At 65.2% G+C, this 20882-nt stretch carries 21 protein-coding genes; 10 read left to right on the top strand and 11 right to left on the bottom strand.

Going from position 1 to position 20882, the window contains the following annotated elements; genetic code table 11:
• Positions 1-14 precede the first annotated feature (14 nt).
• From ACT4OC_RS28800 to ACT4OC_RS28790, 3 genes are all read right to left on the bottom strand, one after another.
• Positions 15-281, bottom strand: coding sequence for a hypothetical protein (locus tag ACT4OC_RS28800; RefSeq protein ID WP_444842452.1), 267 nt, complete (start codon positions 279-281; stop codon positions 15-17).
• Between the two features lie 198 nt (positions 282-479).
• Positions 480-929 (bottom strand): nuclear transport factor 2 family protein, encoded by a 450-nt coding sequence (locus tag ACT4OC_RS28795; RefSeq protein ID WP_444842451.1) that lies wholly within the window; start codon positions 927-929, stop codon positions 480-482.
• On the bottom strand, positions 926-1153 hold the full coding sequence (locus ACT4OC_RS28790; protein WP_444842450.1) for a hypothetical protein: 228 nt from the start codon (positions 1151-1153) through the stop codon (positions 926-928). Before ACT4OC_RS28790 ends, ACT4OC_RS28795 begins: the two co-directional genes overlap by 4 nt.
• Positions 1154-1417: 264 nt before the next feature.
• Here ACT4OC_RS28790 and ACT4OC_RS28785 point away from each other — a divergent pair, with 264 nt between their 5' ends.
• Positions 1418-1606 (top strand): hypothetical protein, encoded by a 189-nt coding sequence (locus ACT4OC_RS28785; RefSeq protein WP_444842449.1) that lies wholly within the window; start codon positions 1418-1420, stop codon positions 1604-1606.
• A gap of 113 nt (positions 1607-1719) precedes the next feature.
• On the opposite strand, the gene ACT4OC_RS28780 is transcribed toward ACT4OC_RS28785, so the two are convergent.
• Positions 1720-2544 carry a hypothetical protein gene (locus ACT4OC_RS28780; RefSeq protein WP_444842448.1) on the bottom strand — a complete coding sequence of 275 codons (825 nt, stop codon included), beginning with the start codon at positions 2542-2544 and terminating at the stop codon, positions 1720-1722.
• A 190-nt stretch (positions 2545-2734) separates the two neighbouring features.
• Between ACT4OC_RS28780 and ACT4OC_RS28775 the strand changes: the two genes are divergently transcribed.
• Positions 2735-3121 carry a hypothetical protein gene (locus ACT4OC_RS28775; RefSeq protein ID WP_444842447.1) on the top strand — a complete coding sequence of 129 codons (387 nt, stop codon included), beginning with the start codon at positions 2735-2737 and terminating at the stop codon, positions 3119-3121.
• 4 nt (positions 3122-3125) lie between these two features.
• Here the strand turns inward: ACT4OC_RS28775 and ACT4OC_RS28770 are convergent, their stop codons facing one another.
• Positions 3126-3911, bottom strand: coding sequence for a BglII/BstYI family type II restriction endonuclease (locus ACT4OC_RS28770; protein WP_444842446.1), 786 nt, complete (start codon positions 3909-3911; stop codon positions 3126-3128).
• A gap of 131 nt (positions 3912-4042) precedes the next feature.
• On the opposite strand from ACT4OC_RS28770, the gene ACT4OC_RS28765 reads away from it, so the two are divergent.
• Entirely contained in the window at positions 4043-4678 is a 636-nt protein-coding gene (locus tag ACT4OC_RS28765; RefSeq protein ID WP_444842445.1) for an MT-A70 family methyltransferase, read from the top strand.
• On the opposite strand, the gene ACT4OC_RS28760 is transcribed toward ACT4OC_RS28765, so the two are convergent.
• The 5 genes from ACT4OC_RS28760 to ACT4OC_RS28740 form a co-directional block, all read right to left on the bottom strand.
• Complete coding sequence (locus ACT4OC_RS28760) at positions 4679-5521, bottom strand: hypothetical protein (RefSeq protein ID WP_444842444.1); 843 nt, start codon at positions 5519-5521, stop codon at positions 4679-4681. It abuts the gene before it with no gap.
• A 330-nt stretch (positions 5522-5851) separates the two neighbouring features.
• Positions 5852-8764 carry an excinuclease ABC subunit UvrB gene (gene uvrB, locus ACT4OC_RS28755; RefSeq protein ID WP_444842443.1) on the bottom strand — a complete coding sequence of 971 codons (2913 nt, stop codon included), beginning with the start codon at positions 8762-8764 and terminating at the stop codon, positions 5852-5854.
• 279 nt (positions 8765-9043) lie between these two features.
• On the bottom strand, positions 9044-9247 hold the full coding sequence (locus tag ACT4OC_RS28750; protein ID WP_444842442.1) for a hypothetical protein: 204 nt from the start codon (positions 9245-9247) through the stop codon (positions 9044-9046).
• The gene (locus ACT4OC_RS28745) at positions 9234-9479 is read right to left on the bottom strand and encodes a hypothetical protein (RefSeq protein ID WP_444842441.1); all 246 of its coding nucleotides are present in this window, start codon (positions 9477-9479) and stop codon (positions 9234-9236) included. Before ACT4OC_RS28745 ends, ACT4OC_RS28750 begins: the two co-directional genes overlap by 14 nt.
• Positions 9480-9582: 103 nt before the next feature.
• On the bottom strand, positions 9583-10488 hold the full coding sequence (locus tag ACT4OC_RS28740) for a LysR substrate-binding domain-containing protein (RefSeq protein ID WP_444842440.1): 906 nt from the start codon (positions 10486-10488) through the stop codon (positions 9583-9585).
• Positions 10489-10776: 288 nt separating this feature from the next.
• Here ACT4OC_RS28740 and ACT4OC_RS28735 point away from each other — a divergent pair, with 288 nt between their 5' ends.
• The 7 genes from ACT4OC_RS28735 to ACT4OC_RS28705 all read left to right on the top strand — a co-directional run bounded on the left by ACT4OC_RS28735 (position 10777) and on the right by ACT4OC_RS28705 (position 19885).
• Entirely contained in the window at positions 10777-11532 is a 756-nt protein-coding gene (locus tag ACT4OC_RS28735) for a TSUP family transporter (protein ID WP_444842439.1), read from the top strand.
• Between the two features lie 13 nt (positions 11533-11545).
• Positions 11546-11806, top strand: coding sequence for a hypothetical protein (locus tag ACT4OC_RS28730; protein ID WP_444842438.1), 261 nt, complete (start codon positions 11546-11548; stop codon positions 11804-11806).
• Positions 11807-12303: 497 nt separating this feature from the next.
• Complete coding sequence (locus tag ACT4OC_RS28725) at positions 12304-14229, top strand: hypothetical protein (protein ID WP_444842437.1); 1926 nt, start codon at positions 12304-12306, stop codon at positions 14227-14229.
• A gap of 12 nt (positions 14230-14241) precedes the next feature.
• On the top strand, positions 14242-15840 hold the full coding sequence (locus ACT4OC_RS28720) for a PEP/pyruvate-binding domain-containing protein (protein ID WP_444842436.1): 1599 nt from the start codon (positions 14242-14244) through the stop codon (positions 15838-15840).
• 137 nt (positions 15841-15977) lie between these two features.
• Positions 15978-16685 carry a glutathione binding-like protein gene (locus ACT4OC_RS28715; RefSeq protein ID WP_444842435.1) on the top strand — a complete coding sequence of 236 codons (708 nt, stop codon included), beginning with the start codon at positions 15978-15980 and terminating at the stop codon, positions 16683-16685.
• 420 nt (positions 16686-17105) lie between these two features.
• Positions 17106-18653, top strand: coding sequence for a DUF1800 domain-containing protein (locus ACT4OC_RS28710; RefSeq protein ID WP_444842434.1), 1548 nt, complete (start codon positions 17106-17108; stop codon positions 18651-18653).
• 14 nt (positions 18654-18667) lie between these two features.
• Positions 18668-19885, top strand: a complete 1218-nt coding sequence (locus tag ACT4OC_RS28705) for a DUF1501 domain-containing protein (RefSeq protein WP_444842474.1) — start codon at positions 18668-18670, stop codon at positions 19883-19885.
• Positions 19886-19947: 62 nt separating this feature from the next.
• On the opposite strand, the gene ACT4OC_RS28700 is transcribed toward ACT4OC_RS28705, so the two are convergent.
• The coding region (locus ACT4OC_RS28700) for an aldo/keto reductase (protein ID WP_444842433.1) at positions 19948-20882 on the bottom strand (935 nt) is incomplete at its 5' end.

Genomic DNA, 20882 nt, shown 5'->3' with positions numbered 1-20882 from the left:
GGCAGGGGCCGTCGTCAGTGCTTTCGGGGCGCTTTTGGCGGCCGTTCGATGGCGATTTCGGCGTCCCGCCAGGCCAGCACGCCGAAGGTGACGGCCCCGGCCAGCCCGCCCAGCAGGGCGCCCAGGGGCATGAAGGTGAAGAACACCAGCATGCCGCCATAGCCCTCGAAATTCGAGGTTTTGAAGATTTCGACCCAGGCAAGGCCCGCGCCGACGCCGAGCGAAGCGCCCCCCAGGGCGCCCAGAACCAGACCCAGCACAACCAGCAACGCGATCTTCATACGTCCCTTGACCGGGCCGGTAAGCCCGAGAGCGGCCCTGTGCTGGGTCGCGAAGGCCGCGGCAAAGGTTCACGGGCGGGGCAGGGAATGGTGAATGGGTGAGCTGTCATTCCGGGGCGCACGAAATGCGAACCCGGAATCTCGAGATTGTGGAGCGAGGTTCCGGGTTCATGCTTCGCATGCCCCGGAACGACGACCTCAGCTCTCCCCAGCCGGCTTGCCCGTCACTTCGGCCGAGAGGTCGCGCTCCAGCACCTGGCCGACCAGGTCGAACGTGTCCATCACCTCGCGGATCTCGGCGATGCGGCCCTCGCGCAGCGTGTAGAAGCCGGCGATGTCGAACTGCACCACCCGCTGGTTGCTGCGCTTGCGGAAGAACACGCGGATCAGCGCCGCGACCTTGTTGCCCTCGGCGACCACGATCGGCACCTCGTGGCGCATCTCGCTGTAGCGGCCGTGCACCGTCTGCCACATCTCGCGCAGCTCGGCCTTGCCGCGGCGCAGGCCGAGATGCGGCAGGATGTCGATCGGCGCGTTGGAGAAGAACACGACGTCGTCGGTGCAGCGCGCCAGCGTCGCCTCGAGGTCGCCGGTGTAGAAGATGTCGAGCATGTCCAGCACGCGCTGGCGGTTGGATTGTTCGCTCATTTCCTGCTCCACGCGCGCCGCGACTCGATCAACCCTGTATTGCGACCGCAACGATGCGGCTGGCAACTGCCGCGCTGCGGCCCGAGATGCGGAAACAGCTCGACCGGCAGGTAGACCATGAACAGCACGTCGTCGCTGCAGCATTTCATCGCGGCGTCGGCGTCGCCGGAGTAGTAGGCAGCGAGGAAGTTCAGCACCCGCTGCCGGTTGATGTCGTCGGCCATTCCGCCGCTTCGCTCCGTTGATTCGCACGGCCCCGCTTCGATAGTGAACGAGAGACGGTGCTGCGATCAATCGGCAAAACGACGGAGGCGCGCGGGCGTCTGGCGCATGACATGACGGATGCCACCGCGTCACATTTTCGCGCGCGTCCTTGTCGCCGGCGGAACGGCGCCTATCCTTTATGGGAACACGATGCCTGATCGTTTGGGGAACGGTGCCCACCACGCCGCGATCGTTCCGAACATCGCGACCACAGAGGTATTTCGATGACGAAGACGTCGAAGCACGTTCCGCCCGTGCCCGAGGACAACAAGAGCCACAAGGGCCCCGGCAGCGAACCACCCGTGCCCATCGACACCACCCGCGGCCACCGCGACGACGAGAAGCACAACATCCGCGAGCAGGCCGCCCACGGCAATCTCACGCAGAACACCAGCAACCGCAGGTCGGGGTGAGGGCAGGGCGCGCCGCGACGGGCGGCGCGGAATGACGATGTTTGCAGCCCGCGAGCTCGCTACCCCAAAATACGCAAAACAACCCCATGCAAAGTAGCAGGGGAGCGGGACACTCACCCCGCCGGCGCCACCTTCCGCGTCGCGAGATCGATGATCACGCGCCGCTTCTTCTCGCGCCCCGGCGGCACCCAGGCATCGCCCTTCGACAGCGTGCCGAAAATCTCCTTCGGCTTCGGAAAGCCCTTGCCGCATGCTGTCTTGAAAGTATCGGCGTCGGCAAGGGTGGCGTCGAACGCCACCGTCTCCTGGCGCGGCCCCGCGACGAGCTTGGACAGCTCGAAATATTTCGGCGGCGCCTCCTTGCAGGTCACGACATTGGCGCCGTGCGCGCCGGTCGAATCCGTCGCCTCCAGCAAAAAGTCCGGCGCGATGCCGATGCCCTTGCCGAAGTCGCGCGTGAACGACATCAGCGCCACGCCGCCTTCGAGATAGCCCTGGCCGATATGGCCGGTGAGGCAGACCAGCGAGTCCTGCTTCTCGCCGCGCGGCACGACAATGCATTGATTGACCCGCGAGCCCGGCTGGAAGCCGGCGAAGCCGTATTTGCCGTTCGTGAGCTCGAACACCACCGCCCCGCCGTCGTCATTGGCCCGCGCCTCGCAGTCGCTCTCGTAATTGACCACCAGCAGCGGATTGCCGGACGCGACGAAGCGGCCGGCGAAGCGATCCCCGAGCAGCTTGACCTCGCAGCCGCTCCTGTTGCCGCTGGCGGGATATCCCCTGGCGCGCTTGCAGGTGTCGCCCTTGATGTGGGCGGGGTCGCAGAAGGCTGCGAGGAGCGTGCGGGTGGTGGCGTCCTGGGCGTAGGTGGGGGAGGCTGCAAGAACAACGGCGCTGCCCAAGGCGAGCGCGGTGGCGGTGTAGGTTGATTTCGGCATGGAGCGGATCACGCTTGGAGAGTGGCGGACACAACTGATCGGAGCAGGCGAGCGCAGCAATGTTTGGTCGGCGGAGCGCCGAACCTTTCAAGGCCGGGTTCCTCCGTGACGTGTATCACGTCGCGCGTCGTACCACTCCCTTATGTTGACCGGAAGCATTCGCAATCCTCAGAAACAGGGGAATACCGCCATGAACGCGATCGCTGCCCCGAAATCCCGATCCATCAACTGGCTGGAAGGCGTGACGCTGTCCGCCCTCTTGCAGGGGATGCCGACCTTCACCGCTGCGGCACTGCTGCTGAAGCTGTTTGGCAGCGCGCAAATCGTCAACGATCCCGGCGGCGTCGCGATCTTCGTGCTCACGGCTTCGATTTTCTACGCGCTGATGACGGCCTGGCTCGGCCCGAAGTTCCTGCGTTTCTTCAGAAACAGCCACGAGCCGTTGTTCTTCGACGCCAGCCTGTCGTTTGCGGAGAAGCTCACGCGCTGGCGCGAAAAGCCCGCGACGTCGCTGCAGCTGCTGACGAATGTGGTGATGCTGTCGGTGCTGGCGGTGGCGGTGATGACGGTGGGGTAGGGGCTTAATCGCTACCCTCATCGAGCAGTTTCTGTACTTCCGTTTGGCTTTCTCCAAACGTGACGATCGATGAAGGTAGTCCGATCAGCACGAGCGGACATGGATTGCCCACGCCACGCTGAACACGATCCTGCAGTTTGCTCCAATGCGTGGTCGCCATGCCGAACTTGTCGGAGACGAACTGATCGGCCCACGCATTGCGAAATGGAATGGGATTGATTTCGCGCGAAACCCGCTTCATGACGTCACGGATCTGGCGCGCCGTCGGGTTGAGGCCGATTCGTTTCATGTCTTCGTGGGAATCGACACTTCTCTCGTCTGCAAATCGGCGAACGAGTTCTCGTATTGAACTCTGAAGGCTTGCGCCTCGGGTAACAATGACGCCCAACGAAATGCCGCCATCGGCATGGAGCCGTTTGAAATTCTCAAGATCGCGATCGAAGAACGGATCCTTGTTATTCCATTCGATCTCAAGCGCAATCGTGCCGGCCTCGAAGGTCTTCACATGATCGATTTCGTGAGACTGAGCCTCTCGCTCGACCCCGTCGATGATCCGCTGAACGACGAAGTTGTGTTTGCGCCATTCATGAGCGGCAAGCGCCCTGCGCAAGCGCTGCGTGCCCTTTGTCTCGCCGCCGCCTGACCCTATGATTTCCTCGATCGGGATTGTCGAGGACAGCAGCACGCCCTCCAATTGCTCGGCCACTTCGGGGAAGTCGATGCTGAGAATGGCCTTGGCGTGCGATCGAAACTCGATCTCGAACCCGCGCTCTTTAAGCTGATCAAACATCTGTCCGGTGCCCCCGCCCGCAGGCCCGAACATTTATCACCAACTATCTTGAGAACGTAACGTGAACATGATATTATGCGGTCAAGAGAGCGCGTATATCGTTTGCCATACCTAACGCCTTGGAGTCGCCCATGCTTTCTGCGGGACAGGATTTGCTGCGCTTTGCGGAAGGCCGTCGGTTTGCGACAATACTTGCTGACCCGCCGTGGCAGTTCACGAACAAGACCGGGAAGGTGGCGCCCGAACACAAGCGGCTCTCGCGCTATGGGACCATGAAACTCGACGAGATAAGCGCGTTGCCGGTGCCAGAAATCTCTGCGGCCACATCTCATCTATATCTGTGGTGCCCGAACGCGATGTTGCCGGATGGCCTCGCCGTGATGAAGGCTTGGGGCTTCACCTACAAGTCCAATATCGTCTGGCACAAGGTGCGGAAGGACGGCGGCTCGGATGGTCGCGGGGTCGGTTTCTATTTCCGCAATGTCACCGAACTCATTCTGTTCGGCGTGCGCGGCAAGAATGCGCGCACGCTGGCGCCTGGTCGCCGGCAGGTCAACTTGCTGGCGACGCGCAAGCGCGAGCACTCGCGCAAGCCGGATGAGCAGTACGAAATTATTGAAGCGTGCTCACCCGGGCCATTCGTTGAGCTATTTGGTCGCGGCACACGCAAGGGCTGGACGACGTGGGGCAATCAGGCGGAAGATTACAAGCCGACCTGGAAGACTTATGCAAACCACTCACAGGCGGGGTTAGTTGCTGCCGAGTAGCTAACCTTTGTCAGATTTAAAGAGCGATTGGGCGCGTTGCATTACTGCTGCGGGTAGAGCCTTTTCGGCCATTCCTGATAATGCACCAGCTAGCAAAGCTATCGATCCGCTTTGCAAAATCTTCGCGCCTTCAAATGTTCCAATCACAACGTTTGCGAAACCCGTTACAAACACTAGCCCTAAGATCGACGTCAGCAGGCCCGCAAAGATAAGCCGCAATGGGGGGTCAATTCGATCTTCCTCCAGTTGAGCGAGGTCAAAAAATGTTAGGACGACCTTTCTTGATGCGAACGAGCACCATGCCCCGATCATGCATCCGGTCCATAAGAGGAAAAAAGTCCGATAGTACACAAGTTGCCGAGGGAAATTAGGGCCGTACTTGTCCAAAAGAAAGTAAGCGATTACTGCAATGAAAGCGAACGCTAGCGCCCAACGTCCCAATTTTAGCATGTAGTCATTCTTCACTCGTCCCGCTTCGCGATCAACGATCTCTGCCTGTAGACTATCGAGGGCAGCCTCGGCCACCGTAACGGAAGGGTTCGATCCCACGAGGCCTACCTGGGACAAACCCAAGAGTTTGGAGAAAGCCTCGTTGAATTTTGGGCCGCCAGTTGGATGTATGGCTCGCAGATTGCTTAACGTACGTTCGATCCGATTTTTCAAAGTTTGCTGTTCACTGGGGCAACCGGGCGCTACGACCTTAAAGTGTATGTCTTTTTGCCCATCATCCCCCAGCCGCTCTGCAACTATCCAATAGCCTTTCTGCCCATCTGTCTGTGTACTGGCATCGGAGGGCTTAGAGGGTTCGTTCGCTGCCTCAGGGTTAGCTGACGGGGTCGACACAATAGATCACCGACCACAGCAAGGACACTTGCCGTCATCTGGGCTGGTCATTTTCGTAACGTTCGCATTTATTTCATTGAGTTGCTCACGGCCCAAGCGCTTGTCGATCTGCTCTAGTTCGCTCAGTAGAGCAGACTCTGACTTGGAGCGAAGCGTCCCCTTCTTTTCAAGACGTGCCTTTATTTTGCTTATTTCACTGGGGAGCGGCATTACTGAATCCTCCAAAATCGATTGTCTATTTTCAATCAATGGTTGCGAACTCGAATACCACTAACCTGTTCTTACGCACAGTCAACTAATATTCACGTCCGGGCTCGCCTAGATAGCTCTCTACCTCTTCTTCCACCCACCGCGCCTCCCCGGCGCACCGCCGGTCGACCGCGGGCTCGGCCCGAACTCCGGGCCGGACTGCCTTGAGTCCGTCGGCTGAATGATCCTGCTCGTGCCGCCGAACGGTTTGGCGGGGAGGGGGCGCTCGCCGCGGTAGGGCAGCGACTCCGGGCCGTGCATCTCGTCGAGATGCGGCTTGTGCACCCGTGAGCCGGACTTGCCGCCGGCCTTCATCGCCGACTGCACACTTTTCTTCTTCATCGCGCTGACGGGCAGGTTCGCGGCCTCGCCGTATTTCTTGCTGCCGGTGTAGGCGCCGGCCTTGCCTTGCACCGTCTTCTGCTTCGCGGTGGGATCGTCGACCACGGCCATTTCGGTGGCGCGCAGGCGCTTGACTTCGTCGCGCAGGCGGGCGGCTTCCTCGAAGTTGAGGTCGGCGGCGGCTTCGCGCATGCGGGTTTCGAGGTCGCTCAGCACGGCCTCGAAATTGTGGCCGATCGAAATGACATCGTCGGCCATGCCGCCGTCGCCGATCTCGACCAGCACATGGTCGCGCTCGTAGACGGAGTTGAGGATGTCGCCGATCGATTTCTTCACGCTTTCGGGCGTGATGCCGTGGGCCTCGTTGTATTCGACCTGCTTCTCCCGGCGGCGGTTGGTCTCGGCAATGGCGCGCTCCATCGAGCCGGTCATCTGGTCGGCATAGAGGATCACCTTGCCGTCGACGTTGCGCGCGGCGCGGCCGATGGTCTGGATCAGCGAGGTCTCGCTGCGCAGAAAACCTTCCTTGTCGGCGTCGAGGATCGCCACCAGCGCGCATTCGGGAATGTCGAGGCCCTCGCGCAGCAGGTTGATGCCGACCAGCGCGTCGAACGCGCCCAGACGAAGATCGCGGATGATCTCGATGCGCTCGATCGTGTCGATATCGCTGTGCATGTAGCGCACGCGAATGCCCTGCTCGTGCAGATATTCGGTGAGGTCCTCCGCCATGCGCTTGGTCAGCACCGTGACCAGCGAGCGATAGCCGGCCTGCGCCGTGGCGCGCACCTCGCCGACGAGATCGTCGACCTGCGTGCGCGCGGGGCGGATATGGACCGGCGGGTCGATCAGGCCGGTGGGGCGGATCACCTGCTCGACGAACACGCCGCCGCTTTCGTTCAGCTCCCAGCCGCTCGGCGTCGCCGACACCGCCACCGATTGCGGGCGCATCATGTCCCATTCCTCGAAGCGCAGCGGGCGGTTGTCCATGCAGGAGGGCAGGCGGAAGCCGTATTCGGCGAGCGTCGCCTTGCGGCGGAAGTCGCCGCGGAACATGCCGCCGATCTGCGGAATGGTGACGTGGCTTTCGTCGGCGAACACCAGCGCATTGTCGGGCACATATTCGAACAGCGTCGGCGGCGGCTCGCCGGGGCGGCGGCCCGTGAGGTAGCGCGAATAGTTCTCGATGCCGGCGCAGCTTCCGGTCGCTTCCATCATTTCGAGGTCGAAGGTGGTGCGCTGCTCCAGCCGCTGCGCTTCCAGGAGGCGCCCCTGGTTGTGGAGCTCGTCGAGCCGCAGCTTCAGCTCTGACTTGATCGACTTGATCGCCTGCACCAGCGTCGGGCGCGGCGTCACATAGTGCGAGTTGGCGTAGATCTTGATGAATTCCAGCTCGTCCTGCTTGTGGCCGGTGAGCGGATCGAACTCCTCGATATTCTCGACGGTGTCGCCGAACAGGTTGACGCGCCAGGCGCGGTCCTCGTAGTGCGCCGGGAAGATGTCGATGACGTCGCCGCGCACGCGAAAGGTGCCGCGGGTGAAATCGGCCTGGGTGCGCTTGTATTGCAGCGCGACGAGGTCGGCGATCAGCTGCCGCTGGTCGATGCGCTCGCCCTTCTTCAAGGCAAAGGTCATCGCGGTATAGGTCTCGACCGAGCCGATGCCATAGATGCAGGACACCGAGGCGACGATGATGACGTCGTCGCGCTCTAGCAGCGCGCGCGTCGCCGAGTGGCGCATGCGGTCGATCTGCTCGTTGATCGAGGAATCCTTCTCGATATAGGTGTCAGTGCGGGGAACGTAGGCTTCCGGCTGGTAGTAGTCGTAATAGGAGACGAAATACTCCACCGCATTGTCGGGGAAGAAGCTCCTGAACTCGCCATAGAGCTGCGCGGCCAGCGTCTTGTTCGGCGCCAGGATCAGCGCCGGGCGCTGCGTCGCCTCGATCACCTTGGCCATGGTGTAGGTCTTGCCCGAGCCGGTGACGCCGAGCAGCACCTGGGTGCGGTCGTTGCGCGCGATGCCTTCGACCAGCTCGGCGATCGCGGTCGGCTGGTCGCCCTTGGGCTGGTACTCGGACTTGATCTCGAAGCGCACGCCGCCTTCGGATTTTTCCGGGCGCGGCGGGCGGTGCGGCGTCCACACCCTAAGCTGGCCGTCCTCGCCGCGGAATTCCGGCCGGCCCTCGCGGATCAAATTCTCCAGCGCCTCGGCGGTGGCCTGGACGCCGAGCGCTTCCATCTTGTTGCGCGGCGGGCGCGCCAGCTCCGCTTCGTCGTCCTCGGCGGTCGGCAATCCCAATTGCCGCGCCAGCTCCGGATCGAGCATGGGAATCGTGGCCGATGTGCCGTAATTGGCCTGCGGCGCTTCCTCAAAACCCTCGCGCGCCGCATCGCGCTTCGCCACGTCCTCCTGCGTGCCGCGCGTCGAGGCACGGGCGCGATGCGCGGCGGCCTCGCCACTGGAGCGGCGGTCCCAGGAATTGTCCGGCGGCGGCTGCAACCCGGTGCCCGAGCCGAGGCCCGCATCGCCGCGGTTGATGGCGGGATTGAGCAGCTCGGCCAGCGCCGGCCCGATCGGTTGCACGTCGGGGCGGTGGGCTTTGGATTTGGGGGTTCTGCCGGGCTTTTTCGTGGTGTCGGGTTTCTTCGCCATGCGGCGAATATGGGATGCTTCCGCCACGCAGGAAAGGGCAAACGCGGCAGGGTTCCGTCAGCGCGAGACAGCTGTCAGCAGGTGGCAGCACGCTCTTTCCCGCGGCGTCCTTACGAAACCGTCCTTCGTCATGGCCGGGCATAGCCGTCCGAAGGACGGCGTCGCTTCCGCTCGCCTATGCCCGGCCATCCACGTCCTTCCTTGGCGCGGCAAAGGCCGTGGATGCCCGGGACAAGCCCGGGCATGACGACGAGTAATTGCTCAGGCGTGGATGGAGACTTACGCAGCGGGCGCGCCTGCCGGCTCGACGATGTCGAGATGGATGTTGCCGCAGCGCGTGCAGCGCATGGTCCAGTATTCGCAGCCGCCGCGGCCGACGCGGCCGGGGATGATCTTCAGCACCGTGAGGCCGGCGCTGCATTCCGGGCAGGCGGCACGCGCGGGAGGGCCGGCGATTGCGGGGTCGATCTCAATACGCTGCAAGGGACGCTCCTCCGGATGCGACCCGGCTGCGCAGCACGAAGCGGTCGATGTGGCTCTTGGCGTCGGCAATGGCTTCCTCCGGATCGCTCCAGGCGAGGCCGACGTCGAGGGCGGCGAAGGAAATGCCGTCGATCACGACCGGCTGCCGGTCGGCCCGGCGGATCCGCGCGTGCCACAGGCCCTTGCCGGCCTCGAAGGATTCGATGTCAAAACCGTCATAGAGGCAGGTCATTGCGGGCTCCGGGTTTCTCGTCGATTCGCATGAGACCACGGAACGCACGGGCGGCTTGTGAAACGGATCACAGGTGCCGGTAAAATTGCGTCGGGGCGTCTCGTCAACCGGCGCCGCGCGCGGCCTTGCGGCGGGCGGCCGGCTCGGCGGCGGCGCGCATGATCCAGCGCCGGAACGCGGCGAAATCGCGCTGCTCGGTGCGGAAGCTGCGATAGACCAGGTACCAGCGCATGCCCTTGGGCACGCTGAGGCCAAACGGCGCCACCAGGCGGCCGGCGGCGAGGTCGTCGTCGATATAGGGGCGGATGCCCATGGCGATGCCGAGGCCGTCGATCGCGGCCTGCAATGCCTGGCCGTAGAACTGGAATTCCGGGCCGCGCGCGGTGAGGCGCGGCACCTGCGCCGCCTTCAGCCACAGCGGCCAGTCGTCGGGCGAATGCGCGACGCGCAACAGGCTCGGCCCCTTCAGGTCGCCGGCGCGCTTGAGGCCGCTGGCGAGCCGCGGCGTGCATACCGGCGTCAGATCGGCGGCGAACAACGGCTCTGCGACGAGTCCCGGCAAGTCTCCGTCGCCGAGCCGGATGCCGCAGCTCCAGTCCTCGCCGAACGGCACCGCCGCGCCGCCGGTGGTGATGCGCACGTCGATATCAGGCTCCTCCTTCCGGAAATCGGCGAGCCGCGGGATCAGCCATTTCATCAGGAAGGTCGGCCCGACGCCGATGGTGAGCACGCGAACGCTCGCCGGCGCCGTCACCTGCGCGGTCAGGCTTGCCAGCGCATCGAAGATCGGCGTCAGCCCGCTCTGGTAGGCGCGGCCCGCCGCGGTCGGCACCAGTCTGTTGGCCTTGCGCTCGAACAGCACGACGCCGAGCCGCTCTTCCAGCAGGTGCACCATGCGGCTGACCGCGGCGGCGGAGACATTGAGCTCGCTGCCCGCCGCGGCGAAGCTGCCGGAGCGCGCCGCCGCCTCGAATGCCTTGATGCCGTTGAGGAAGAGCAGCCGCCGCAAAATTCGTTACCCTCAGGAAAACTGATGCCAGAGCAAGATAACTCGGTTTGCGCCGGTGGGACAAGCGCGGCACTACTATGCATGTAGTTGGAAACTGATTCCGGTGCTGCCGTCTTCGCCTCTCCCCGCCTGCGGGGAGAGGCCGGAGCGCATCGAAGATGCGATCCGGGTGAGGGGGACTCTCCGCGAGTCCGTCTGTCACCGTTTTTGTCGATGCAGCCCCTCACCCCAACCCTCTCCCCGCGAAGAGCGGGGAGAGGGGGAATTGGCAGTTTGCCGGAGGCCCGCGTGACGCCGTTACTGATCGCCGCACTCGGCTTGCTGATGGTCTCGACCGCGTTCCTGTCGGGCATTTTCGGCATGGCGGGCGGGCTGATCCTGATCGGCGTGCTGCTCACCATCCTGCCGCTGCCCTCGGCGATGGTGCTGCACGCGATCACGCAGATGGCCTCGAACGGCTGGCGCGCGTTTCTGTGGCGCGCGCATATCCGCTGGCGGCCGGTCATGATCTACATGTTCGGCGCGTTGCTGGCGCTCGGCGCCTGGTCGATCACGCGCTACGTTCCGGACAAGCCGATCGCGCTGCTGCTGCTCGGCATCACGCCGTTCATGGCGCGGATGACGCCAGTCAACATCAAGCCCAATCCCGACAGCATCCCGCAGGGCACGTTCTACGGCTTCATCTGCATGGGACTGATGCTGATGACCGGTGTCTCCGGTCCGTTGATGGACACCTTCTTCCTCGGCGGCAATTTCGGCCGCAAGGAGGTGGTGGCGACCAAGGCCGCCTGCCAGGTCGCGAGCCATTTCGTGAAGCTGGTCTATTTCGGCGGCATCATCGACCAGGCGGCTTCGCTCGATCCGGTGCTGGCGGCCGTGGCGGTCGCCGCCTCCATGCTCGGCACCACGCTGGCGCGGCGCCTCTTGGAGGCGATGAGCGATGCCCAATTCCGCACCTGGGCCAACCGGCTGATCACCGCGATCGCCTGCTACTATATCGGCTACGGCAGCTGGCTGCTGCTGAGCCCGTACCTCAAGACGTGAAGGAGGGTCTCGGATGCGTGACGCTACCGACGCACTGGTGCTCGATCTCGTCGAGTGGATCGCGCGCGAGCCGCGGCCCTATGCCGAGGCGATCGAGACCTGGCGCACCTCCTGCCCGCGCCTGACCGTCTGGGAGGACGCGATGGATCGCGGCTATGTCGCGCGCCGGCCGACGGCGGACGGTCTGCGCGTCACCGTCACCGCTGATGGCGAGCGGCTCCTGCGCGAGCACGGGCGAATCCGGCCGAATGCTGTTGGTTTGAAGCTTTCCTGACGCCGTTACGATGGCGGCCGCTGCGGCGCGACCGCCGTCCAACTTTCGAGCTATCTGTCATCGAGTTGCCAACTTGCTGTAGCTCAATTATCCGCGTCGGGATGTGGCGTAGGATTGCGATATGAAGATCACAGGTATCACTTGCTCCTCTTGCGGAGCGGCATACGAAATGGCGGAAGCTGTTTCCGTGCAAGGCAACCCCGGCCAGGAAAGCTGCTGCCTATGCGGCACCTTGCTGGTACGGTGGCATGAACCGAGCCTGAGGGCGTTCCGGCTCGTTATGGCCACCGAGCATCGCTACGCTCGCATGCCAGCGCCGCCGCCGCCCCAAACCGTCGCCTAGATATCGAGCAAACGACCCGGTCGAATAGATCGATTCGATCGCGCACCACCGCGCGGGCGTGGGCGCGATTATTGCGGTTTTATGAATGACCTAGCTCAACGCAGCAACGGTGCGCCCGTGGCACGCTTGACTTTCGTTGTCAGCGAGGTGTGCCGTGAAGACCGTCATCGTCAAAGAGCTCGGACAGGCCGACATTCTGTTGCCGTCGCTCGTGGCGGAGGGGCTGGCCGCGAATGACCGCATCAAGCTTCGCTTGAGCGCACTCCAGGCGGCCGCACAACATGCCAGGGAGCCGAATGGCGCGGTCGCCGACCTCGCGGTCGAAAGCCGGGCGGCGGGAATTGCGCCGGCCGCGCTGGTGACGCTGATCGGCGGCGCCCATCTCGCCGGCGACGGCAAGATCGTCGCGCCCGGCCTTGCTCCGCTGCTCAAGGGCATCGACGAGGACGCTGAAGCCATGCTCCGCGCCGTCGCTGTCGGTGACCGTGCGGGAGGCGAAGGATTTCAGGCGCGGCTGACGTCGCTGCGCGCCGCGGGCCATCTCGATGCATCGGCGGAAATCGAAATCGCCCGCATCGGCCGCCTGACCGGCGTCGCGCACGAGGGCGCCGACAGCCTGCATCGGCTGGTGATGGACCTGCACAAGGCGTTGAACCGGCTGGCGGCGAGCCACTCCGAGGACATCATCGCCGGCGCCCGCGCCTTCGGCATCCGCAAGGAGGATCGCGCTGCGGTCGAGAGTTTCATGCGCGGCGTCAACCAGACCCGCGCGCTGAAGTTCAACCATCCGGGCCTCGACGCCACGGCGATCCGTTCGGGCGAGCGCCTGATCATCCAGAACGACATCGGTACCACCGATGCGCATGTGGTGGTCATCGCGGTTGCGGTCAACGCGGTGACGGTGACCTACACCGACGTGCACCGGTCGCGCGCAAGCTTCTTCACGTCGCAGCTCGACAAGTTCGCGGTCAAATGGAGCGGCCTCGACCGCCACGCCGCGGCGGGACTGGAGGAGAACAGCTCCTTCTTTCTGGTCAGCGGTCTCTACGAAGCGCGCGACGGCGAGGATCGCGACGCGTTCCTGGCGGCGCTCGGCGCTTCCTTGGTGTTTCTGATCGACTGGAACAAGGCGCGCAAGCTGCTGCGCAACTGGGTCACCAAGGACGATGCCGTGCGCATTCTCGGCTGGGCCGCCAGGCACCGGATCGGGCACCGCGCCTTCCTGGAGCTTGGTGGCAACGAGCTGCTCGGCGCCGCCGTGCGCAACGCGGCGCCGACGCGGATCGGCTTCGGCGAGCGGCTGGACCAGGTGCTGAGCCGCGACGCCGCGATGGATTTCCTGAAAACGACGCTGCAAATCTCGACCGAGGCGTTGCTGGGCGGGCAATCGTCCAGGCTGGCGCGCGACCGCATCGGGGCGGAGCTCGTGCGCCATCTCGACCGCGTCGACAATGCGCTGCTCGCCATCGTGCTGCGCCAGATCGGACTGGCTCACGATGTCGCGATGGCCGTGTTCCACCACATCGCCGATGCAAAGGCCGATCCGTCGGCCGGCAAGCAGCTTGCCGCCCGCGCCAGCCGGATCGAGCAGAAAGCCGACCGCATCGCGATCGAGGCGCGCGCGGAGATCGTCCGCCTCAATGCCCGGCCGATCATCGAAGAGCTGGTCGACCGGGTCGAGGAAGCCATCGACGAGCTCGAGCAGGCCGCCTTCATCGCTTCGCTGGCGCCTCACGCTACCGATGCGGTGCTGAAGTCGGCGCTGGTCGCGTTGTCGTCCATCGCCGTTACCGCAGCCGAAGTCGCCGCCTCCGGGCTCGCCGCGGCCGCGGAGGTGCAGGAAGGCCGGCGTGCGGACTCCGAAGACGCGCTTGCCGCGGTGGCCCGGCTGATCGACGCCGAGCACGCGGCAGATGCCGGCGAACGCGACATCACCGCGCGCATCTTTGCCGGCGGCCTCGACGTAGCGGCATCGCTTTCGGCGCTCGAACTCGCCCGCGCCATCGAACGATCGACCGATCGTTTTGCGGGCTTCGGTCATCTGCTGCGCCGCTACACCATGAGCGACCTGTCGGCCTGAGGAACGCATCCCATGAAAATCGTGCGAATTGGCGGCGGATCGAGCGAGCTTGCTTCCGCCGAGAAGATCGGCGCCAAGGCGGCCAACCTGGCGCGCATGGCGGCGCTCGGTTTGCCGGTCCCGCCTGCCTTCGTGCTGCCGGTCCGGCTTTGCGCCGATATCGTTGCCGGAAAGGCCGATGCGACGCGGCATCTGCTCGATGGATTGCAGGAGGGGATTGGCTTCCTGGAGGCCGCCACCGGCAAGTCGTTCGGCGATTACCGCAGGCCGCTACTGGTATCGGTGCGATCCGGGGCCGCCCGTTCGATGCCGGGCATGCTGGACACTGTGCTCAACGTCGGATGCACGTTGACGGCGGTGCGGGGTCTGATCCGCAGCAGCGGCAGGCCGCGCCTCGCATGGGATTGCCGCCGCCGTTTCCTGGAAAGCTATGCCGAAACGGTCGCCGGTCTCGATCCCGCGCCGCTGGCGCTGCGGCTCGGCGAGCTGGTCGTCGCCGAGGGCGTCGAAAGCGACCGCGATCTCGACAGCGAGGCGCTCGAGCGGCTGGCATTCGACGAGCGCAAGCTCGTCGAGGACAGCGACGACGGCTGGCTCGAGGATGCCGCCATGCAGCTCGAGCGCGCGGCCCGCGCCGTCTATCTTTCCTGGATGAGCGAAAGGGCGCAAACCTACCGCAGGCTCGAGGGGCTGCAGCATCTGGAGGGCACCGCTGTTACCGTTCAGGCCATGGTGTTCGGCAATGGCGGGCCGTCGTCGGGCGCCGGTGTCGCGTTCTCGCGCGACCCTTCGACCGGCGCCGCGCAGCCGGTGATCGACGTGCTGTTCGACGCCCAGGGCGAGGACGTGGTCTCCGGGCGACGCACGCCCGACACCGAGCGGACGCTGGCCCGCGCGCTTCCCTCGGTTGCGAACGAGCTTGGCGCCGTCCTGGCGCGGTTGGAGCAGGAGTTTCGCGACGTTCAGGACATCGAATTCACCATCGAGGACGGCAAGATGTGGATCCTGCAGACCCGCTCCGCCAAACGAACGCCGCGCGCGGCGCTGCGAATCGCGATCGATCTCGTGCATGAGGGGTTGATCACGCGCGAGCAGGCGCAGGAACGGCTCGCAGCCATCGACCTTGCGGCGCTCGTCGAAGCGTCGCTGATTTCCACGCGGCCGGCCGTGGCCGCCGGAATCGGCGCGTCCGCCGGGATCGCGGCGGGAAGGGCGGCCTTCGATTCCGAAGGCGCCCAGCGCCTCGCTGCCGCCGGCGATCCGGTGATCCTGATGCGGCCCGACACCTCCACCGCCGACATCGCCGGCTTCGCCGCGGCGGCCGGCATCGTCACCGCGGTTGGCGCGCGCACCGCGCACGCCTCGCTCGTCGCGCGGCAGATGGGCAAGCCCTGCCTGGTCGGATGCACCGAACTCGGGGTTGACACGGTCGCGCAATGCGCACGGATCGGCGAGCACATCGTTTCGGCCGGGGACTGGATCACGGTGGACGGCAACGAGGGCCGCCTCTATCTCGGCCGCTGTGAAATCGCGCTGCGCCGGCCCGAGGCCGAACTTGCGGAACTGGCGAGCTGGCAGGGCGAGCATCGCGCCGAGCCGGCGCTGTCATAGCGGAGCGGCCATGCCGATCTTGCGTCACATTTCGCGGCGCATGGGCATGGCCCATTGACTCGGCCGCACGTCCTGCCCAAATTCATGCAGTCGCATCTTTCTCGATGCATGCGTTCACGCCAGCAGGACCTGCCGCCATGATCGACCTCTATTACTGGACCACGCCGAACGGCCACAAGATCACGATGTTCCTCGAAGAAGCGGAGCTGCCGTACAAGATCATCCCGGTCCAGATCGGCAAGGGCGAGCAGTTCAAGCCCGACTTCCTGAAGATCTCGCCCAACAACCGTATTCCCGCGATGGTCGATCACGAGCCGAAGGGAGGCGGCAGGCCGATCTCGATCTTCGAGTCCGGCGCGATGCTGCTTTACCTCGGCGAGAAGACCGGAAAATTCCTGCCGGCCGATCTGCATGCGCGCTACGACGCGATCCAGTGGACGTTCTGGCAGATGGGCGGCCTCGGCCCGATGGCCGGACAGAACCATCACTTCAACGTCTATGCGCAGGAAAAGATCAAATACGCCATCGACCGCTACGTGAACGAGACCAACCGCCTCTATGGCGTGCTCGACAAGCGTCTCGCCGACCGCGAATTCATCGCCGGCGATTACTCCATCGCCGACATGGCAAGCTATCCATGGGTGGTGCCGTGGAAGAACCAGAGCCAGAACATCGACGACTTCCCGCATCTGAAGCGCTGGCTGGAAACGATCCGCGATCGTCCGGCGACGGTGCGCGCCTATGCCAGGGCGAAAGAGGTCAATCCGAATTTCGGCCAGCCCGTCAACCGCACCGAGGAAGAGCGCAGGATCCTGTTCGGCCAGACCGCGGCCGTGGTGCGGTAGGCGGCACCTCAAACGTCATTGCGAGCGAAGCGAAGCAATCCACCTCTCCATTCGGGGAGAGATGGATTGCTTCGTCGCATGCGCTCCTCGCAATGACGGGCTTGGCACCACCGCTACGCTCGCAACGACGATTGTTGCTGCGCCGCCAGCTTCCGCAGGCAACCCGGACACAGGCAGTCGCCGGCATCCGTTGGCATGGGCAGCCGGAAGGCTTCGTCCGCGCACCAGCAGCCGCCGGCGAGATTGCAGGAGAATTCCGTCCCGCACGAGGCGCAGGCGAGGCGGCGGGGGCTCGGGATTTCTGACCGATCTGTCATGAAAGGGGGCCGGTTTCTCTCGCTGAATTAATCCCGGGTTCATCCCGAAAGGCGTTATGATCCCGCGCAAATCGGAGATCAAGGACGGTTCAAGGGAAACCAGATGGCCCGCGATTCGCAAGCCGCGCTCGTTGCCCTCAATCGCTTCGGCCTTGGCGCGCGCGGCGGCGCGTCCGGCGACTTCATCAACGCCGCCTCCGATCCGCGCGGCTTCGTCAAGGCGGAGCTCGCCCGCCCCAACGGCGCGCTGCTCGAACTGCCGGGCCTTGCCTCGACGCCGGCGCTGGCGAAAGCCGTCTTCGACTATCAATTCGAGATTCAGCAGGCGCGCAACGCGGCGAAATCGGCCACCGCAGGCGCTCCGGCCGAGGCGCAGCCTTCCGACGCAAAGCCGAAGCGGGCCCGCAACCTCTCGCTCAACCGCCTCGCGATGGAGATGGCGCCGAAGGAGCCGGCGATGCGAGAGGGCGAAGCGGGCAAGGCGGCCACGGCCGCGCCGGCACCCGAGCCGAATGCGAAGCCGCCGCCGCAATCGCCCAACGTGATCCAGAAGACCTTCCGCGCCGAAGCATTGGCGCGCATCCAGCGCGCGAGCATGGCGGACTGCGGCATCGTCGAGCGGCTGGTGGCGTTCTGGTCCAATCACTTCTGCATCTCCGCCGCCAAGGGCGGGCTGGCGCGGATGTGGGCCGGCTCGTTCGAGCGCGAGGCGATCAGGCCGTTCGTGTTCGGCCGCTTCGCCGACATGCTGAAGGCGGTGGAGCAGCATCCGGCGATGCTGTTCTTCCTCGACAACCAGCAATCGATCGGCCCGGACTCCCGCGCCGGCATCAACCGCAAGCGCGGCCTCAACGAAAATCTCGCCCGCGAGATTCTGGAGCTGCACACGCTCGGCGTCGACGGCGGCTATACCCAGCAAGACGTCACCGCGCTGGCGCACGTCATCACCGGGTGGACCTATGCCGGCCGGCTCGGCCAGCTCGGCACCCCCGGCACCTTCGTGTTCAACGCCAATGCGCATCAGCCGGGCGCGCACAGCGTGCTCGGCAAGACCTATGAGGCCGGCGGCGTCGCGCAGGGCGAGGCTGTGCTCGCCGATCTCGCGCGCCACCCCTCGACGGCGAAATTCGTAGCCGCCAAATTCGTCCGCCATTTCGTGGCCGACGATCCGCCGCCGGCGCTGGTCGCGAAACTGCAGGATGTATTCAAGCGAACCGACGGCGATCTCAAGGCGATGACGCTGGCGCTGATCGACGCGGACGAAGCGTGGAATGCGCCGCTGACCAAGATCCGCAGCCCTTACGAATTCCTGATCGCGACCGGCCGCGTGCTGGCGCGGATTCCGGAAGATCCCGGCCGCTATCTCGGCGGGCTCAACACGCTGGGCCAGCCGCTGTGGTCGCCCGCAGGCCCGAACGGATTTGCGGATACCAACGCGGCGTGGGCCGCGCCGGAAGGCATGAAGCTGCGGCTCGACATCTCCGCGCAGGTCGCCTCGCGCATTGCCGAGAGCGTCGATCCGCGCGATCTGCTCGAGGTCGTTGCCGCGGATGCCGCCTCGCCCGAAACGCGGCGCACGGTGGAGCGCGCGGAGTCGCGCCAGCAGGCGCTGGCGCTGCTGCTGATGTCGCCGGAATTCCAGAGGAGGTGAGGCCGATGGAAACGATGCCGGATTGTTCCGAAAACCGGATGGTGACGCGACGCGCGATGCTGCTGGGCGGCGCGTCCTTTGCCGCCTGGGCCTACTTGCCGAAATTCGCGCGCGCCGCCGACGGCCGCGATCCGCGCCTCGTCGTCGTCATCCTGCGCGGCGCGCTGGATGGTCTCGCGACGGTGGCGCCGATCGGCGACCCCGATTATGCCGGCCTGCACGGCTCGATCGCGCTGGCTTCGAGCGGGGCGAAGGCCGCAACCATGCTCGACAATTTCTTCGGCCTGCATCCGGCGATGCCGGAGCTTGCGCGCATGTACCGCGACAAGCACGCCGCGGTCGTCCATGCCGTGGCGACTTCCTATCGCGAGCGCTCGCATTTCGACGGGCAGGACGTGCTGGAAAGCGGCTTTGCCGGCCCGGGCCGCGTGCAATCCGGCTGGCTCAACCGCGCGCTGGAAGTGCTGCCGCGCGGCGAGCGCGTCAAGAGCGGGCTTGCGGTCGGCCCGACCACGCCGCTGATCCTGCGCGGCGCCGCGCCGACGCTCGCCTGGGCGCCGGTGGCGCTGCCGCAAGCCGCCGAAGACACCGCGATGCGACTGATGGATCTCTACAGCCAGCGCGATCCGGCGTTGGCGAAAGCGCTCGCCGCCGGCCTGCAGCTCGACAGGATGGCGTTAGGGGACGACATGAAGCCGAAGCCCGGCACGGGCGGCGTGAGCGCGATGCGGTTGGCGGCGCGCGGCGCAGCCAAACTGATGGCGGCCGACGAAGGCCCGCGCATCGCAGCGCTCGCCTTCGACGGCTGGGATACCCACGCCAATGAAGGCGGCGCGACGGGGCGCCTCGCGCAGCTGCTCGGCGGCCTCGACGGTGCGCTGGCGGAATTCGAAAGCGGCCTCGCCGCGCGCTGGCGCGATACCGTCGTCGTGGTTGCCACCGAATTCGGCCGCACCGCGCGCATCAACGGCACCGAAGGCACGGATCATGGCACCGGCACGGTCGCGCTGCTGGTCGGCGGCGCGGTGAAAGGCGGAAGGATCATCTCGGACTGGCCCGGCCTGAAGCCCGCCAGTCTCTACCAGGGCCGCGACCTCGCGCCGACCACGGACCTTCGCGCCGTGTTCAAGGGCGTCTTGCACGACCATCTCGGCATCGGCGAGTCCGTGCTGGCGCAGACGGTGTTTCCGGATAGCGGTACCGCGAAGCCGATGAAGGGATTGCTTGTTTAACCTCTCCCCGCCCTTTGCTGCGAAGAAGCGGGGAGAGGGAGCGATAGAGCGTCGCCGCCTCGCTACCCCATCGTGATCTCGTCGATCTCCGCCATATCCTCCGCGCTGAGCTGCCACTCGATCGCCTTGACGTTCTGCTCGATCTGCTCGACGCGCGTGGCGCCTGCGATGACGCTCGAGACTTGCGGGCGTGCGGCGAGCCAGGAGAACGCGAGCTCCAGCATGGTGTGGCCGCGGGCCTGCACGAAAGCCTGCAGCTGCTCGACGGTGTCCTCATTGCGCGGCGTGACGTAGCGGTCTTTCAGCGCCGGCGCCTTGCCGAAGCGGGTGTCGTCGGGCGGCTGGGCGCCGCGCTTGTACTTGCCCGTCAAGAGCCCGCTCGCCAGCGGGAAAAACGGCAGCAGGCCGAGCTTGTATTCGGCCGCCGCCGGCAGCAGGTCCTTCTCGATGTCGCGCACCACGAGGCTGTATTCGTCCTGGCAGGAGACGAAGCGGCTCGTGTTCATCGCGCGCGCGACGTGCTCGGCCTCCGCGATGCGCCAGGCCGGAAAGTTGGAATTGCCGATGTAGCGCACCTTGCCCTGGCGGACGAGATCGTCGAGCGCGCGCAGGCTCTCCTCGATCGGCGTCAGCGGATCGTAGTCGTGCTGCTGGTAGAGGTCGATGTAGTCGGTCTTCAAACGCCGCAGGCTCGCTTCCACCGCTTCCATGATGTAGCGGCGCGAGGCGCCCTGCTTGGTGCCGTCCTTGCTCATCGGCTTGGAGTATTTGGTCGCCAGCACGATGTCCTTGCGGCGCTCGCCGAGCACGGTGCCGAGCACCGTCTCCGAGCCGCCCATGCCGGCATAGATGTCGGCGGTGTCGAACAGCGTGACGCCGAGATCGATGGCGCGGTGGATCACCTTGCGCGAGGTCTCCAGATCGGTGCGCTGGCCGAAATTGTTGCAGCCGAGGCCGACGGCGGAGACGCGCAGGCCGGAGCCGCCGAGATTGCGAA

Origin of the sequence: Bradyrhizobium sp., assembly GCF_052389815.1 — a bacterium.
Classification (GTDB): Bacteria; Pseudomonadota; Alphaproteobacteria; order Rhizobiales; family Xanthobacteraceae; genus Bradyrhizobium.
This window is presented reverse-complemented; position numbering and strand designations above follow the sequence as displayed.